General features: G+C 57.8%; 14 protein-coding genes. 7 read left to right on the forward strand and 7 right to left on the reverse strand.

The genetic code is table 11. From position 1 onward, the window contains the following. Positions 1-2: 2 nt before the first annotated feature. The 5 genes from K1W69_RS06440 to K1W69_RS06460 all read right to left on the reverse strand — a co-directional run bounded on the left by K1W69_RS06440 (position 3) and on the right by K1W69_RS06460 (position 4,868). The gene (locus tag K1W69_RS06440) at positions 3-878 is read right to left on the reverse strand and encodes a branched-chain amino acid ABC transporter permease (RefSeq protein ID WP_220227469.1); all 876 of its coding nucleotides are present in this window, start codon (positions 876-878) and stop codon (positions 3-5) included. Positions 879-962: 84 nt separating this feature from the next. Continuing rightward, positions 963-2,000 carry an alcohol dehydrogenase catalytic domain-containing protein gene (locus tag K1W69_RS06445; protein ID WP_220227470.1) on the reverse strand — a complete coding sequence of 346 codons (1,038 nt, stop codon included), beginning with the start codon at positions 1,998-2,000 and terminating at the stop codon, positions 963-965. Beyond that, a complete protein-coding gene (locus K1W69_RS06450; RefSeq protein ID WP_220227471.1) occupies positions 1,997-2,980 on the reverse strand; it encodes an NADPH:quinone oxidoreductase family protein in 984 nt (327 codons plus the stop codon). Before K1W69_RS06450 ends, K1W69_RS06445 begins: the two co-directional genes overlap by 4 nt. Then, complete coding sequence (locus K1W69_RS06455) at positions 2,981-4,219, reverse strand: acyl-CoA dehydrogenase family protein (protein ID WP_220227472.1); 1,239 nt, start codon at positions 4,217-4,219, stop codon at positions 2,981-2,983. Then, positions 4,212-4,868 carry a TetR/AcrR family transcriptional regulator gene (locus K1W69_RS06460; RefSeq protein ID WP_220227473.1) on the reverse strand — a complete coding sequence of 219 codons (657 nt, stop codon included), beginning with the start codon at positions 4,866-4,868 and terminating at the stop codon, positions 4,212-4,214. Before K1W69_RS06460 ends, K1W69_RS06455 begins: the two co-directional genes overlap by 8 nt. A 172-nt stretch (positions 4,869-5,040) precedes the next feature. On the opposite strand from K1W69_RS06460, the gene K1W69_RS06465 reads away from it, so the two are divergent. From K1W69_RS06465 to K1W69_RS06495, 7 genes are all read left to right on the forward strand, one after another. Next, entirely contained in the window at positions 5,041-5,721 is a 681-nt protein-coding gene (locus K1W69_RS06465) for an SDR family NAD(P)-dependent oxidoreductase (RefSeq protein WP_220227474.1), read from the forward strand. 83 nt (positions 5,722-5,804) lie between these two features. Further along, a complete protein-coding gene (locus K1W69_RS06470; RefSeq protein WP_220227475.1) occupies positions 5,805-7,382 on the forward strand; it encodes a carbamoyltransferase C-terminal domain-containing protein in 1,578 nt (525 codons plus the stop codon). After that, positions 7,360-7,995, forward strand: a complete 636-nt coding sequence (locus K1W69_RS06475; protein WP_220227476.1) for a histidine phosphatase family protein — start codon at positions 7,360-7,362, stop codon at positions 7,993-7,995. The genes K1W69_RS06470 and K1W69_RS06475 overlap by 23 nt, the downstream gene beginning before the upstream one ends. 71 nt (positions 7,996-8,066) lie before the next feature. Further along, positions 8,067-9,968, forward strand: coding sequence for an ABC transporter ATP-binding protein (locus K1W69_RS06480; RefSeq protein ID WP_220227477.1), 1,902 nt, complete (start codon positions 8,067-8,069; stop codon positions 9,966-9,968). After that, the gene (locus K1W69_RS06485) at positions 9,965-11,866 is read left to right on the forward strand and encodes an ABC transporter substrate-binding protein (RefSeq protein WP_258570820.1); all 1,902 of its coding nucleotides are present in this window, start codon (positions 9,965-9,967) and stop codon (positions 11,864-11,866) included. Before K1W69_RS06480 ends, K1W69_RS06485 begins: the two co-directional genes overlap by 4 nt. An 8-nt stretch (positions 11,867-11,874) precedes the next feature. Next, complete coding sequence (locus K1W69_RS06490; RefSeq protein WP_220227478.1) at positions 11,875-12,873, forward strand: ABC transporter permease; 999 nt, start codon at positions 11,875-11,877, stop codon at positions 12,871-12,873. Then, a complete protein-coding gene (locus K1W69_RS06495; protein ID WP_220227479.1) occupies positions 12,870-14,048 on the forward strand; it encodes an ABC transporter permease in 1,179 nt (392 codons plus the stop codon). The genes K1W69_RS06490 and K1W69_RS06495 overlap by 4 nt, the downstream gene beginning before the upstream one ends. 2 nt (positions 14,049-14,050) lie before the next feature. On the opposite strand, the gene K1W69_RS06500 is transcribed toward K1W69_RS06495, so the two are convergent. After that, positions 14,051-15,160, reverse strand: coding sequence for a glycosyltransferase family 4 protein (locus K1W69_RS06500; RefSeq protein ID WP_220227480.1), 1,110 nt, complete (start codon positions 15,158-15,160; stop codon positions 14,051-14,053). Continuing rightward, entirely contained in the window at positions 15,157-16,290 is a 1,134-nt protein-coding gene (locus tag K1W69_RS27285) for a glycosyltransferase family protein (protein ID WP_220227481.1), read from the reverse strand. Before K1W69_RS27285 ends, K1W69_RS06500 begins: the two co-directional genes overlap by 4 nt.

The raw sequence follows: 16,290 nt of genomic DNA on the forward strand, positions 1-16,290 counted from the left end.
CCTCAAACTTTTTTCGTCTGGACCTGGGACAGAATCCCGTGGGGTCGGATGAACAACATCAGAACAAGCAGCAGGTACGGCATGATCTGCGAATAGCCTGCCGGCAGGTAACGCGCCGAGAAAGGCTCGATAAGTCCGACGATCAGGCCGCCAAGAAGCGCGCCGGGGAGGCTGCCGAAACCGCCGATCACGGCGGCCGCAAAGGCCTTGATGCCGAGCAGGCCGGCGTTCGGATCGATGGAGCTTTTGGACGCGAAAAGGATCCCGGCGATCGTCGCGACGATGCCCGACAGCGCCCAGATCATCGAATGGATCCGTTTGACAGGAATGCCCATGTAATAGGCTGCGAGCTGGTTCTGCGAGGATGCCTGCATGGCGACGCCGAGTTTAGTCCGGGCGAAGAACAGGAACAGCGCAAACGTCAGGATAATGGTCACGGCGATCACGACGATTTCGTCTAGCCCGAGCACCAGACCGCCGAAACGGACTTCCACGCCGGTCATGGGCGATTCCAGAGATTGCGGTTCATGGCCCCAGATGGCGCCTGCGATAAAGCGAATGACGAAACCGAGAGCGATGGTCAGGATGACGACGGCCACCTGAGATTGTCCGAACATGCGCCGCAGGACCACAAAGTCGAGGAGGTAGCCGAGAAAGCCCATGATGCCGATCGCGAGAATGCAGGAGAGCCAGAACGGCAAATCCATGTATTCGGCGTTGTTGAAGCCGAGCGTGATAAAGGCGCCCAGCATCATGAAATCGCCCTGCGCGAAGTTCACCGCTTCCGTCGCCTTGTAAATCAGCACAAAGCCGAGAGCGATCAGTCCGTAGACACACCCGTTTGCCGCGCCGCTTACGAAAAGCTGCAAAATATCCAAAACCAAGGCCCTCCCAAGGCCGTTTCAGAACCGCTCCTCGCGCGGTTCCCTTCTATTGATCGACCGCCTTGGCGGTCTTCATTATCATGGCACCAGCATCACCTTGGCGTTTGCCTTTTTCAACGCCGGAACCAGTTCACTCATTGCATCCTCGAGACGTATCACCGCGTCGACTTCCGTTTGCCACTTGCCCGACACGAAGCGTTCCTGAACCTCGACGATCGCCTGCATTTGCTGCTCGGGCGTGGTGTCCATGAACCAGCGCGTGAGCCAGAAGCCCTCGATGTGCTTCTGCATGAAGACGAACTGACCCATTTCCGGGATGACCGGCGGCTCCGGATCGAGCTTGCCGTAGACCACCCAGCGCGCGCCCGTCGGCATCGCCGTGAAGAGGTCGGCCGAAACCTGGTTAGCGACTGCGTCGAGCAGGAGGCGTGGCTTTTCCGCCTTGATGACTTCTTTCACCTTTTCGCTGAAATCCGGGGAGCCCGTCACCAGCACGTGCTTGGCGCCCAGTTCCATCAGATGGGCGACCTGGCTTTCCTTGCGGACGATGCAGATCGGCGTAATGCCGTGATCGCGTCCGAGCGCCGTCATCAGCTTGCAGAGCTGGCTGTTGGCAGCCGTCATGATGAAGCTAGAGACGCCAGCTTTACGCGCGATGTCGAACATCGCCAGCGCTGTCAGCGGATTGACGATATGTCCCGCCGCGTCCTCGTCGCGCATGTCGTCGCGGACCGGAATGCAAACGGCGGCCGGCGTCACGGCGTATTCCGCCCATGCGCCCGAGGTTGGGATCTGCACCGTGAAGGCCACGCGCTTGCCGATCAGCGCCTCGGCGCGGCTTCCCTTGCCTGAAACGACTTCTCCGACGGCCTCAAATCCCGCTGGCGCGCCCTTGACGCGCGGTTGGCCGTATTCGCCCTTGATGAAGTGAAGGTCGGAGGGATTGATGGACGCCATGGCGACCTTGATCAGAACCTGACCGTCCTCGATCTGCGGCGTCGGGACACGGGCCGCTTCGAGATAAAGCCCCAGATCGTCGATCCGCGGACCTTCGCGCGTTCCGGAGAAACCGTCGTGTTTCTGGATTAGAGCAAACATGTCGTTGGAACCGGTCACGAAGATGTGTCCTCCGGAACCAGAATGATCTTTCCGGTCGCGCCGCGATCGAGCACGCGTTTCAGGATGGCCGGAGCGTCGGCGAGGGGATAGCGTCCCTCGATAAAGGGTTTTACCGTGCCTTGCATGCGCCAGCCGATCAGTTCCTTCATGTTGTCTGCGTAAACTTCCGGCTCGTACCGGGTGAACGCGCCCCAGAAAACTCCGACCACCGAGAACTCCTTTACGAGAGTCAGGTTGACGGGAAGGGACGGAATCCGTCCGGAGGCAAAGCCGATGACGAGCAGGCGGCCGTTGCGCGCCATGCAGCGACAAGCTGTGTCAAAGGCGTCGCCGCCAACAGGGTCGAAAAGCACGTCGACGCCCTTGTTGCCGGTCAGACTGCGCAAATCGTCCTTGAGATTGTCATAGCCGATAGCCTCATCGGCGCCGCTTTGCTTTGCGATTTCCTGCTTTTGCGCAGAAGACGCGACCGCGATGACCCTGGCGCCCATGGCTTTTGCAATCTGTATCGCGGCAATTCCCGTGGAGCCGGCTGCCCCCAGGACCGCGACGGTTTCGCCAGGCTGCAGTTCCGCGCGCTGCTTGAGCGCATGGTGAGACGTGCCGTAGGCGCAGAGCAGGGCGCAGGCGTCCGATGGATCAAGACCGTCCGGCAGTGGAAATACCGCCGACTGGTCGGCCGTCACCTTCTCGGCGTAAGCGCCAAGCTGATTGAGAACCGCCACCCGGTCTCCGGGCTTGATGCGCTTGACGTCGGGACCAACGGCTTCCACGACGCCGGCTGCCTCCATGCCGGGAATGAACGGCGTGGCGGGCTTCATTTGATACAGGCCCTGGACGAGCAGACCGTCGGGGTAGTTGACGCCGATCGCTTCAGGTCGGATCACGACGGAGGTCCCGGTCGCAACCGGATCGTCAATCTCCTTGAGTGCGAGATTTTCAAGGGGTCCGTAGTCTTCGCAGACAATCGCCTTCATCTATACGCGCTCCTGGGTGTATTTGCGCAATTCCGTGCGCGCCACCTGCCTGCGGTGAACGGCGTCGGGTCCATCCGCGAGCCGCAGCGTCCGCAGGTTCGTCCAGGCCCGCGCCAGCGGCGTATCCTGGGATACGCCCTGGCCGCCATACATCTGGACCGCCTCGTCCGTGATCTTGAGGGCGACACGGGGCGCGACAACCTTGATCTGACTGATCCAGGGGGCCGCGGCTATCGGGTCGCCCTTGTCCATCATCCAGGCGGCCTTCAGGCACAGGAGTCGCGCCATCTCAATCTCCATCCGGCTTTCTGCGATGATGTCGTAGTTGGCGCCCAATTGCGCCAGTTTCTTTCCGAAGGCTTCTCGCCGCAGCGAGCGCGTGCACATCAGCTCGAGCGCGCGTTCCGCCTGGCCGATCGCGCGCATGCAGTGGTGGATGCGTCCGGGCCCAAGCCGCCCCTGTGCGATTTCGAAACCGCGGCCCTCGCCGAGAATCAGATTGTCCGCCGGAACCCGAACATCGGTGAAGCGGAGGTGGTAGTGGCCGTGTGGCGCATCGTCGTGTCCATAGACCTGCATCGGTCTCAGCTTCTCGATGCCAGGCGTGTCCGCGGGCACGAGAATCATCGAGTGGCGCTTGTGTTTCGGCTCGTCTTCTCCCCCGGTCTTCACCATCGTGATGTAGATTGCGCAGCGCGGGTCGCCGGCGCCTGACGACCACCATTTTTCGCCGTTGAGGACGTATTCGTCGCCATCGCGGACGCAGCTCATCTCGATATTCGTCGCGTCGGAGGAGGCGACGTCGGGCTCGGTCATCAGATACGCCGAGCGGATCTTTCCATCGAGCAGCGGAGCAAGCCACTTTTCCTTGTGTTCCTCGCTGCTGTACCGCTCGAGCACTTCCATGTTGCCTGTATCCGGCGCCGAACAGTTGAAAACCTCTGCGCCGAGATGCGCCTTGCCCATCTCTTCCGCGAGATAGGCGTATTCCACCGTCGTCAGGCCGTAGCCGCGCTCCGAATCCGTCAGCCAGAAATTCCAGAGACCCCGGTCTCTGGCGGTTTTCTTCAGGCTTTCCAGTATTTCAGTTTGTCTCGGCGTATAGGTCCAGCGATCTCCCTTGCCGACTTCCTCGAGGAACTCTTCCTCCAGCGGCAGGATTTCTTCGTTGACCATCGATCTTACCGCATCAAGAAGCGGCTGTAGACGTTCGGTGATCCCAAGATCCATTTCAGACATCCTGCAAATACTCCTTCCCTATGCCGAGCCCCTGCAGCGCAAAGCGTGTGCAACGGGAGGCTATTTCGTTGAGTTGTTCATCGTCATCGGTGTCGCGTGGCGAATACCAGAAAATTGGTGAATTCAGCGCCATGAGAAATATTTGCGTGGCGATGCCGGAAGACTCGAAATCGGTTTTCCCGCTCTCCCTGGCGTCTTCGATGACTTCCCGGAAGCGGATAGCGTAGGACTCGCGAAGCCCCTGCAACTCCACCAGGGTCTCGCGCTGCTCCGGCGTCGTCGCTCCGCGCATCAGCAATGAGACGCCTTCCCACACGCACCGCTGAAAGGGACGCGTCCTCAACATCGTCAGGCAATGGACCTTCGCCATCGCTTTCAACTTCTCGACAGGATCGTCATAGGCGCCGCATAACGGTTTGATCGCGGCCGCGTTCAATTCCATTCCGTAGCGATAGACATCTGCGAAGAGATCCGCCTTCGAACGGTAGTGATGATAAATGCGACCCTTGGTCGAGCCCAGACGACGCGCCACATCGTCGATGCTCGAGGCATTGTAGCCGCGCTCCATGAAACATAGTGCTGCGGCCTCCAGGATTTCCTCCTGGTGTATCCGTGCCGTTCCGATTTCGGAATCCGATGTGACGCTCAAAATTCCTCCCAACGGCGCCTTGCGGTCGCGATCTTTTATCCGTCGACGACCTCTTCTCCCATGGCTTAACCGTACTGCAGCTTGGAGCATACTACCGGGTATGTTGTCAATCGCCTTGTATCTGCTGCATGCTGATGTCCATCATCGGAAACACACATCGCCGGAGGACAGCATGACATCGCGAATGACAGGTAAAAGAATACTGATAACACGCTCGCAAGACTATATGGGGCCTGCCTGTGTCGAGATGTTCAGCAAGGAGGGCGGCGACGTTATCGCGGATGAGAGCGATCTGAATACGGAGGCGGCGTGCCGGAAAGTCATCGATGACGCCGGCCATATAGATGTGCTCATTGTCAATCTGGCGGCGCCGAATCATTACGGCGTTCTTGTCACTGATCTTGCAGAAGAAGACTGGCTTCAGACTTTCGAACTGCTCGTGCACCCGCTGCAAAGACTTGTCAAACATGCGCTTCCGCCCATGATCGAACGCAGGAAAGGCAAGATTATCGTCGTTGGCAGCGCAACGCCGCTTCGCCCTATGGGAAGATTAAGCGCCTATAGCGCTGCGCGGGGCGCCCAGATATCTTACGTGAAATCTGTTGGCGTGGAGGTTGCCCGGCACAATGTGCAGGTCAATCTGATAGCGCAGAATTGGGTGGAAAATCCCGCCTACTATCCTCCCGAACTGATGGAGAACGAGAAGTTCCTCAAGAACCTGAAGGATCAGGTTCCCCTGGGCCGACTGGCGAAGCCGGAGGAGGATGCAGCTTTGGCGCTGTTCCTTGCTGGCGAGGAGAGCGACTTTTTTGTGGGGCAGGCGATACCCTTCAGTGGCGGCTGGGCGAACTGAGCGGTCATTGATAATCGGCGGCTTCTGGATTATGCGGTCGGCAGGAATAGTCCTTCTCAAACCGACTGGGTCAAAATCACCACATGCGGATATTCGCTTACAAGCCCGGGCATGACGGCCATGTCGCCGCGATCGAGGATGGCGGGCTCGTCTTCTCGATCGAGGCCGAAAAGGATTCCGGCAAGCGTTACGGCCCGGTCGCCACGGATATGCTGCTGGAGAGTCTGCAGAAGCTCGACTGGGTTCCTGACGTGATGGCGACGTCCGGCTGGATGCGTGAATTCCGGCCCATGGCCGACCCTATCGGCGCAGGCTATTACGGAATTGACAGCGGCGCGGTCATTTCCAGCGAAACGAAGATGATGGGGCGGGATGTCCGCTATTTCTCGTCGTCGCACGAGCGATCCCACCTGATCGGCAGCTACGCCATGTCGCCGTTTCCCCAGGGCGAGCCCGTCTATGCGCTCGTGTGGGAAGGCGTGATCGGCAACTTTTACCGGATTGACGAGAATCTGGTCATCACGAAAATCGGTTCTCCCTTCAACGGTCCCGGCCATAAATACGGTTTCTTGTACGGATTGGCCGATCCGGCCTATCCGTTTGACGCGAGGAAGTCGCGCAGGGAAGACGCCGGAAAGCTGATGGCGCTGTCTGGTTTCGGCGAAGACGTTCCGGAGACGCCGGAAGAATCGGCTTTGATCGAGCGTATCCTCGGCTGGGACGCCAGCGAATATCCGCTGTTGAAGAAAGATTTCGCTGATTCTCCATTCTGCAATATCGGGCTCGATAGCCAGGAGTTCCGAAATCTCGCCAAACGGTTTCAGAACGAGATCTTCGGGCGTTTTTATGCATTCGCCGAAGAGAACATGAAAGAGCGGCTGCCGATCCTCGTTTCCGGGGGATGCGGCCTGAATTGCGACTGGAATAGCGATTGGCGCGGCTGCGGGTTGTTCGCTGACGTCTTCGTGCAGCCCTGCACAAACGACTCCGGTTCGGCAATCGGAACGGCGGCAGACGCCCAGTTCCATTACACCGGAAACGCCAAGCTGGACTGGACCGTCTACGCAGGCGAAGGCTTTGTCCACGACGGCGCGGATCTTGGTGATTTTGAAGTCGCGCCCCTCGATCTCCAGGACTTTGTCACGGAACTGTCGGACGCCAAGATATTTGCCTGGGTCAATGGCCGCTACGAAATCGGTCCGCGTGCGCTGGGCAACCGTTCTCTGATCGCCGCGCCGTTCACCACCGAAACGCACCGTCGCCTCAACGCAATCAAGAAACGCGAAAGTTTTCGACCGATCGCGCCCATTTTGATGGAAGAGGAACTCGACAGGCTCTTCAACAATCACGGCCCCAGTCCGCACATGCTGTACTTCCAGACCGTAAAAACTGATTCGCTCAAGGCTGTCACGCATGTCGACGGTTCGGCCAGAGCTCAAACGGTCACTGCTCAGCAAAATCCGGAAATGTACAGGCTGCTGGAAACGTTTCGGGCGAAAACCGGGTACGGAGTGTTGTGCAACACATCGCTTAACTTCAACGGTCGGGGCTTCATCAACAGGATGAGCGATCTGGTCGCATACGCTCTGCAGACAGGCCTGGACGGTTTTGTGGTCGACGGGACCATTTACCGCCGCCATGATCATGCCGGCGTTTCCTGAATCCGTTCCGCTCTTGTATGTGGTGCGCCACGGGCGGACGCTTTGGAACGACCAGGGGCGCTTTCAGGGGCTGGCGGATATTGATTTGAATGACGAGGGCAGGGCGGAGGCTGTAGCTGCTGGTCTGCGTCTGAGATCTTTGCTCAACGACAGAGATCAGACGATCGATCAATTCGACATACTGTCCTCACGGTTGATCAGAGCCCAAAACACCGCGGAGATTCTTTGCCAGGTCAACGGCTCCGAGGTATCTCGCATTCGTTTTGATCAGAGGCTCGGCGAATTATCGTTCGGCGAGTGGGAAGGGATGACCACTTTGGAGGTCAAGTCGCGTTTCCCGGCCTTGAGAAAACAGCGGAAAACCGACCGCTGGAACTTTCGTCCTCCTGGAGGAGAGAGTTACGCCGATGCAACGCCGCGAATAAAAAACATGTTTCTTGATTTTCGTCGGCCATCAATTCTGGTTTGTCATACAGGTGTGATGCGAATAATACTTCATCTGCTGGGAAAGATGCCTGAAAGCGACGCCTCGATCCATGTAATCGGGCATGGTGATATTCTGATTTGGTCTGACGGCCGGCTGATTTGTGATGAATCCCCATTGCAAATGTGACCATACTGTGGAAGCTGATGTGAAAAAAATCGACAAGCGTTTGATGCCGGGGACAGGATGGTTTTTGTGCAATGAGTGAAGCTCCGCCAGATTTGCTGCGCGTGGAAGATTTGCACGTGGAGATTGGCCCGCAAGAGAGCAAGGTTGAAGTTGTCAAGGGCGTCAGTTTTCGAATTCCCAAGGGCAAGACGGTGGCGCTGGTCGGTGAATCCGGCTCCGGGAAATCGATCATTGCCCAGACAATCATGGGTATTTTGCCGGATATCGCCGATATTACAGAAGGTTCGATAAAGTTCTTCGATCCAGACAAGAACGGCGAATTCGTCGATATCGCGACCTTGCCGCGCGATGGCAAAAGAATGCGCAATCTGCGCGGCGGACGCATTTCAATCATCTTCCAGGAGCCGATGACGTCGCTGTCTCCGGTCCACACCGTTGGCAACCAGATCGATGAAGCCCTGTATCTGCATCGCGATGTGTCGAAGAAGGAATGCCGCGAACTGACCGAACAGATGCTCGCGCTGGTCGGCTTTCCAAATCCCTCGCGCGCTTACGGCATGTACGCGATGGAGTTGTCCGGAGGGTTGCGCCAGCGCGCCATGATCGCCATGGCGCTGGTGTGCAACCCGGCCCTTTTGATCGCGGACGAACCCACGACGGCGCTCGACGTCACCGTCCAGGCGCAGGTGCTCGCCGTGCTGAAGGACGTGCAGCGCAAGCTGGGCATGTCGCTGCTGCTGATCACCCATGATCTCGGCGTTGTCGCGAACATGGCGGACGAAATCCTGGTGCTCTATCACGGTACGCTGATGGAGGCTGGAACGCTCGACGAGATATTTACCAATCCCCAGCACCCGTATCTGCTTGCGTTGCTGGCGGCCGTTCCACGAGTCGACATGCAGCCTGGCGAGAAGCTGGTCGCGCTGCGCGAAGTGACACAGGAACTGCCCGAGTCCTTCAAGGAGAAGGCGAAGGAGCGGAAGCACGGCGAAGACGAAAAGATCTTGCGGGTGAGCAATCTTTCGAAAAGCTTCGCCGTCAAGAGTGAGCAAAGCCTGTTTGGATCCGCCGGAGAACATGTCCTCGCAGTCGACAACGTGTCTTTTTCCGTCCGTCATGGCGAATGTTTCGGTTTGGTCGGCGAAAGCGGTTGCGGAAAAACCACGCTCAGCAAGATGATCATGCGGGCGCTGACGCCGACATCCGGTGAGATCTATTTCTCGGATGAGGATGGCGAGGTCGATCTCGCCCACCTCAAGGGCAAGGCGCTGTTTAAGCAGCGGCGACGCATCCAGATGGTCTTCCAGGATCCGTTTTCGTCACTCAGTCCGCGCTCCACTGTCATGAACATCCTTTCGGAGCCGCTTGAGATTCATGGAATTGGAAATCGGCAATGGCGTCGCGAGAGAGCCAAGGAGCTGATGACGATGGTCGGCCTGTCGCCGACATTGCTCAACCGATACCCGCACAGTTTCTCGGGCGGTCAGCGCCAGCGTATCGGTATCGCGCGCGCGCTCGCGCTCGATCCCGACCTGCTGATCTGCGACGAGCCGGTGTCGGCGCTTGATGTGTCGGTTCAGGCGCAGATACTCAACCTGTTGACCAGGCTTCGGAAAGAACTGAACCTGACGTCCGTTTTCATTTCCCACAATCTGGCCGTGGTCAATTACGTCGCCGACCGCGTCGCCGTCATGAGAGGCGGACGGATCGTCGAAATCGCGCCGGGCGAAGTCCTGTTCCGCGACCCGGTTCACCCCTATACCCAGAATTTGTTCAAATCGATTCCCACGACCGATCTCAATCATCCGCTTTCGCTGGATGAGACAAACCTGCTTTCGATCGGTACGCCTGACGAGTGGGATCAACGTTTCGTGCCCGAAGGACCGGGCGCGCCCATGGAGATGCTCGAAGTCGGGCCGGATCATTTCGTTCTTGTTCGGCCGAGCAGTGTTACAAGGAGGATGGTGGCATGAAAAGAGGCCTGCTCTACACATTGATGGTCTGTCTTATGTTCGTCGCCGGTGCTGCTCAAGCAGACCAGGCGTTGAAGGAGCCGCCCATCTTCGCGCCGCTCGTCGAATCCGGCAAGTTGCCGCCAATGAAGGAGCGTTTGCCGAAAGATCCGTTCGTGGTGGATTTCGAGAAGGAGTCCAAAACGATCGGTCGTTATTGTTGCCAGCTCGTGACCCTGCTTGGCAGCGCCAAGGACATTCGCATGATGACTGTCTACGGCTATGCGCGCCTGATCGGCTTCGGACCCGACTACAAGCTCAGGCCTGATATTCTGGAGAGCTTCGAGTCCGAAGAAGGGCGAATTTTTACCCTACGCATTCGCGAAGGACACAAATGGTCTGACGGCGAGCCGTTCACCTCCGAAGATTTCCGGTATTTCTGGGAGGATGTCGCCAACAATGAAGAACTGTCGGGATCCGGCATACCGCAGGTCCTGCTTTCCAACGGCAAGCCTCCGAAGTTCGAAATCATCGACGATCGAACGGTGCGCTATACATGGGAGGATCCAAATCCTGCTTTTCCGCTTGGCCTTGCAGGTCCGAGCCCGGAATACATCTACATGCCGTCTCACTATATGAAGCAGTTCCACACCACCTATAACGATGCGGATACACTCGCGAAAATGGCCGAGGAAGGCGGGTATCGCAACTGGGCTGCGATGCATACCGTCAAGGGACGGCAATACCGCACGGAAAATCCGGAGTTGCCGACCCTGCAGCCATGGCGCAACACCACTGACGGGCCGTCAAAGCGTTATGTCTTTGAACGCAATCCCTACTACCATCGCGTCGATCCGAATGGTCAGCAACTTCCCTATATCGATGAAGTGATCATTCTGACTGAGTCGGTCGATATCATTCCGGCCAAAGCCGGGGCGGGAGAGAGCGATCTTCAGGCCCGTTACCTGCATTTCGATGATTACACTTTCCTGAAGCAGGGTGAGGAAAACCAGGACTACAATGTCCTTTTGTGGCGCAACGGCGTCGCCAACCAGATTTCGCTCTATCCAAATCTCAATGTGAGCGATCCGGAGTGGAACAAGCTCAATCAGGACGTCCGCTTTCGCCGCGCCCTGTCGCTCGGGCTCAATCGCGATGAGATAAACCAGCAGCTTTTCTTCGGTCTCGCGAAGCCAGGCGGCGATACGGTCCTTCAGGAATCGCCTCTTTACAAGGAAGAGTATGCGAGCGCTTGGACAGATCTCGATGTTGAAGCGGCGAACAAGCTTCTCGACGAGATCGGCCTGACCGAGCGCGACTCCAAGGGCGTCCGTTTGCTGCCGAATGGCAAGCCGATGGAGCTGATCGTCGAAAGCGCGGGCGAGAGCACTGAGGAAACCGATGCGCTTGAACTCATTCGCTATCATTGGGAACAACTCGGCATCAAGGTTTTCACCCGTACCCTGCAGCGTGACATTCAGCGTCGCCGCTTCCTGACTGGCGAAACCATCATGACGATATCCAAGGGACTGGATATCGGTCTTGCGACGCCCGAAACCAATCCGGAACAGCTTGCGCCTGTTTCGCCTTCACAGCCGAACTGGCCGAAATGGGGGCAGTATACGGAGACAGGCGGAAAGGCCGGTGAGCCCGTGTCGCTTCCGGCGGCCGAGAGGCTTCTCGAACTCTACAATTGGTGGAGGCAGTCAACCAATGTCGATCAGCAGGAAGCGATCTGGGCGGAAATGCTTGAGATTTATTCCGAGAATGTCTTCTCGATCGGAGTTGCGCGAGAAACGATCCAGCCGGTCGTTGTCGACAAGAAACTGCAAAACGTTCCTGCTGACGCTATGTTCGCCTGGTCGCCTACGGCCTTCTTCGGGATCTTTCGACCCGACACATTCTGGTTCGAAGAATAGCAGGCAGTATGCTCAGATATATCATCTTTCGCTTTTTCGCGATGGTTCCGACGCTGCTTATCGCCAGCGTCCTTATCTTCTCGATTATCGAACTTCCGCCCGGCGACTATTTCGAGACCTATGTCGCGGAATTGCAGGCGTCGGGCGAGACGGTCGATCCGCAGAAGATCGAATATCTGCGCAAGGAATACGGCTTCGACAAGCCGGTCTGGCAGCGTTACTTCAGCTGGGTCTGGGGTATGACCCATGGCGATTTCGGCTATTCGTTCGAGTATGAAAGGCCGGTTTCGGAGCTGATCGGATCGCGGCTAATGCTGACGATGCTATTGTCCTTCGTGACCATCATATTTACGTGGGTCGTCGCCTTTCCAATCGGCATCTACTCTGCAACGCATAAATACTCGTTCGGCGATTACAGTTTCACTTTTCTGGGACTGATTGGCCTCGCCACGCCGAACTTCCTGCTTGCCCTTGTGATGATGTATTTCGCCAAGGTGTGGTTTGGCACGTCCATCGGCGGCCTGATGGATCCGGTCTATATAGATCAGCCGATGAGCTGGGGGAAATTCGGATCTATCGCCGAACATATGATCATACCGGTTGTCGTCATTGGAACGGCCGGAACGGCCGCGATGATCCGGCGTATCCGTGCAAACCTTCTTGATGAGCTCAAGAAGCAATATGTGATAACCGCCCGTGCGAAGGGGTTGCCGCCGACCCGTACAGTGTTGAAATATCCGTTCCGCATGTCGTTGAACTTCTTCATTGCCGACATTGGCAGCATTCTGCCCAATATCGTTTCCGGCGCGGAAGTGGTTGCGATCGTCCTGTCGCTCGAAACGACAGGCCCGCTGCTCATCCGCGCCCTTAAAAGCCAGGACATGTATCTGGCCGGTTCGTTCCTGATGTTCCTTGCAGTGCTGACCGTCATCGGTGTGCTGATTTCAGATATCGCGCTCGCGATCCTCGATCCACGCATCAGGCTCCAGGGAAAACCGGAAAAATGAACGATTCGTCTTTGCCCAGACCGGGGAAGCCCCTTGGACACTACGTCTCGACCGCCGAGTTCGATCCCTATTCGATCGAGCAACTCACGCCCGAGCAGGAGAAGTATTTCTTCGCCTCGCAGCGTCAGCTTATCTGGTGGAAATTCAAGAAACACCGCGTGGCCTACTGGTCGGCGCTCATTCTCCTGTTTTTCTATGTGGTCATCGCCTTCGCAGAGTTCATCGCGCCTTACGAACTGACGCGGCGCCATCAGGATTCCATTTATGCGCCGCCTCAAGGCGTCCATTTCTTCAAGGATGGCGAGTTCGTCGGACCCTTTGTCTATCAGCGTGTCCGTACGCTCGATATGGATCTCCTGAAACGCAAATACGCCGCCAACGAAGCCAAGACCTATCGGGTCGGCTTTTTCTGCGACGGCGACGAATACAAGCTTTGGGGGCTTATTCCGTCCAGCAAACATCTATTCTGCATCAGGGATGGAGGCACATTGTTCCTGCTTGGAACGGACAGGCTCGGGCGAGACTTGTTCTCCCGAATAATCTATGGCGCCCGTATCTCGTTGACGATCGGTCTGATCGGCGTCGCCGTGAGCTTCATTCTCGGCATCTCGATCGGCGGTCTTGCAGGCTATTATGGCGGCTGGGTCGACAATATCGTCCAGCGGATGATCGAAGTGCTTCAGTCCATACCCAGCATTCCCCTCTGGCTGGCGCTCGCAGCGATCATGCCGGTCACCTGGAGTCCCTTGCTCGTCTATTTCGGCATCACGATTATTCTTGGCCTGCTCGACTGGACGGGAATGGCGCGCGCCGTGCGCTCCAAGCTTCTTTCGCTCAGAGAGGAGGACTACGTCATGGCCGCGCAGCTTATGGGCGCGAGGCCAAGTCGAATAATTGCGCGGCACCTGATTCCGGGCTTCATGAGCCACCTGATTGCATCAGCCACGATTACCATTCCCACGATGATCCTGGGTGAAACCGCCCTGAGCTTCCTGGGGCTCGGTTTGAGGCCTCCGGTCACGAGCTGGGGCGTTCTTCTCAACGAAGCGCAAAACATCAGCGTTGTCGTGCTCTATCCATGGCTGATCCTACCCGTTGTTCCGGTCATCGTGGTGATCCTCGCCTTCAATTTCATGGGCGATGGCCTGCGCGATGCAGCCGATCCCTATCAGTAGATCTATCCGAGATCTCTGATCGCCTTGCCCAGAGTGGTCGCTGCGGCGGCCACATCGTGGCGTTCTCGCACATAGGCGGCTCCCGCATTGCCGAGCGAACGCCGAAGAGACGGATCAGCCAGAAGACGACGGAGCGCCGCCGCCATGCCCTGGTTGTCCTTTGCAAGCAAACCGGTCTGACCATTGTCAACCACGGCGGGAACGCCGACGTTATCGAGCGCGACGACAGGCGCGCCTCGCGACTGGGCTTCGAGATAGACCATTCCGATAGGCTCGCGAATGCCAGGCCAAACAAAGATATCCGAGCGGTCCATCAAGTCGAACATCATCTGGTGTTCGACATTGCCGAGCAACTTCAGACGCTCCGGCGCAATGAAGGAAAGCAGTTCTTCTATTGTGTCTCGCTCCGGGCCGTCTCCGGCGACAACCAGGTTCCAGCGGTCATGGCCGATCGCCAACAGGGACGCGGCGAGGGATTCGTAGCACTGCAGCTTCTTGCCGGGCCGCATCATTCCGGCGGTCATCAACACCGGATCGTCATTTTCGAAGAGTGAAGGGCATTGCCGCGCCTTGTCGGGTTGAACCGACAGGTCGAGAAATGGCGCCAGTCGCTTCGCAGACCGCATGTCCGGCATAAAGCTTTCCAGATAAGCCCAGTCGCTATCCTTCAATACAAAATTGATTGCCGCTGCCTTGACCGCTTCCCTTGTCGCCAACCTGCCTTTTTCCCAGTCCGCATCGCTGTCTTGCGCAGTCCGTGCGGCTTCCGCAGTCGCATAGGGGACGCCGAATTCGCGTGAAAAATACGGTCCCAGCCAGTCGGGCGATTTGCAGTAGGGGTGATAGGTAAACCAGAGATCGGGGCGCATTTGCGGGTCTTGTAACCAGCTTTCCCGAATTCGCGCCTTTTCGACCTCCACCTCGTTGTAGCGTCGGGCGTAAAGATCGGGATCAGCGCGCTTCTGATAGCTCTTGACCTGTGATGCGAGCGTCACGTCGAAGCCGGCCTTGGCAAGGGCGCGCATGAGCAGACGCGCAATTTCCCGATCGCCGGACGGGTGCGGATCGTTCGGAGACTTCAGAGGCGCGTAGAAGGCGATCTTTTGGATCATGGGTTGCTGCTTCCTGAAATCAGACGGCTCAGGGTTTCGGCGGTTCTGGCTGCTCCTTCAGTCTCGATCGAACGCCAGTCGGGAACCGGTTTCGCCATCACCCTGCGGATCGCCTCCGCCAGCATTGCGGGCGTCTTCTCCTCATGTCCGACCATTTCGACGAGACCGCGTTGTGACAGCAGTTCCGCCCTGCGCAGCTGTTCGGTCTCCTTGTTGTTCCATTGCGGCGCTATCACTGCGCGGCATCCCGCGGCCATCAAGTCGGCTACCGTATTGTAGCCGGCAAGCGATATCGACAGTTCAGCCTTTGACAGAACGGCGGGAAGGTCCGGCAGAAACCTGCGGAGCGTGACGTTCCCGCCACCCGCCAGTTCGCCCAGGGCGTTGAATTCTTCCAGCGCCATGTAAGGGCCGGCGCAGACGCACCATCGAGCGTCCTTTAGGTTCGTGCTCTCGCGAGCAAAAAGCGCGGCGCGAATGAGTTCGCGACCGAGCATGCCGCCTCCGGCCGTCACCACAACATCGAAACGCGTCTGCGGTTCGCTCTCCAGATTGATGCGTGGTGTGACGATGCCCGTGTAATGCAGCTTGTCACGGATCTTGTCGACGAAAGGGAAGGTGGTTTCGAGAGGCGTCAGGCGCGCGTCCCCATGGACAAGGACGCCGTCGAAGAATTGCTCGATGATCTCCACCGTCTGCATATCCTTGGAAGGCTTGTTGCCCTCCTGCAATATGTCGCGGATCGAAGCGAGGATAATCGGTCGCTTTGCAAGCGCCGATGCCGCCTCGAGAAACGGCAGCAGTTCGAAATGCATCTGTCGGCGTCCGAAAGGAAACGCTTCGGTGATGATGACGTCGGGTCGTGTTTCCTGGAGAAGTTGGAGCAGGGCGTTGCGGCGCATGTCCTTGTACGTGTCGTCCGCCGGGCGTCCATCCGCGTCGAGCAGCCGCGTATCATCCGCAGCAGCCCAGCGTAGCGAGGGGAGATAGCGGATGTCCGCGCCACAGGAATCGATATCCGGTATTTTTTCACCGCCGTGGGCGATGGTGACCTCAAATCCGGTGGCGACCAGTCTTTCGACGATGCGCATGGTTCTGAAGACGTGGCCGACGCCCAGAAGGTGCTGCAC

Origin of the sequence: Flavimaribacter sediminis, assembly GCF_019492055.1 — a bacterium.
GTDB classification, from domain to species: Bacteria; Pseudomonadota; Alphaproteobacteria; order Rhizobiales; family Rhizobiaceae; genus Flavimaribacter; species Flavimaribacter sediminis.

What these genes read in the sequence shown, in the direction of transcription:
- K1W69_RS06450 (WP_220227471.1), bottom strand. Translation starts at nt 2,980, where the DNA reads ATGAAGGCGATTGTCTGCGAAGACTACGGACCCCTTGAAAATCTCGCA.
- K1W69_RS06455 (WP_220227472.1), bottom strand. Translation starts at nt 4,219, where the DNA reads ATGTCTGAAATGGATCTTGGGATCACCGAACGTCTACAGCCGCTTCTT.
- K1W69_RS06465 (WP_220227474.1), top strand. Translation starts at nt 5,041, where the DNA reads ATGACATCGCGAATGACAGGTAAAAGAATACTGATAACACGCTCGCAA.
- K1W69_RS06470 (WP_220227475.1), top strand. Translation starts at nt 5,805, where the DNA reads ATGCGGATATTCGCTTACAAGCCCGGGCATGACGGCCATGTCGCCGCG.
- K1W69_RS06475 (WP_220227476.1), top strand. Translation starts at nt 7,360, where the DNA reads ATGATCATGCCGGCGTTTCCTGAATCCGTTCCGCTCTTGTATGTGGTG.
- K1W69_RS06480 (WP_220227477.1), top strand. Translation starts at nt 8,067, where the DNA reads ATGAGTGAAGCTCCGCCAGATTTGCTGCGCGTGGAAGATTTGCACGTG.
- K1W69_RS06485 (WP_258570820.1), top strand. Translation starts at nt 9,965, where the DNA reads ATGAAAAGAGGCCTGCTCTACACATTGATGGTCTGTCTTATGTTCGTC.
- K1W69_RS06490 (WP_220227478.1), top strand. Translation starts at nt 11,875, where the DNA reads ATGCTCAGATATATCATCTTTCGCTTTTTCGCGATGGTTCCGACGCTG.
- K1W69_RS06495 (WP_220227479.1), top strand. Translation starts at nt 12,870, where the DNA reads ATGAACGATTCGTCTTTGCCCAGACCGGGGAAGCCCCTTGGACACTAC.
- K1W69_RS06500 (WP_220227480.1), bottom strand. Translation starts at nt 15,160, where the DNA reads ATGATCCAAAAGATCGCCTTCTACGCGCCTCTGAAGTCTCCGAACGAT.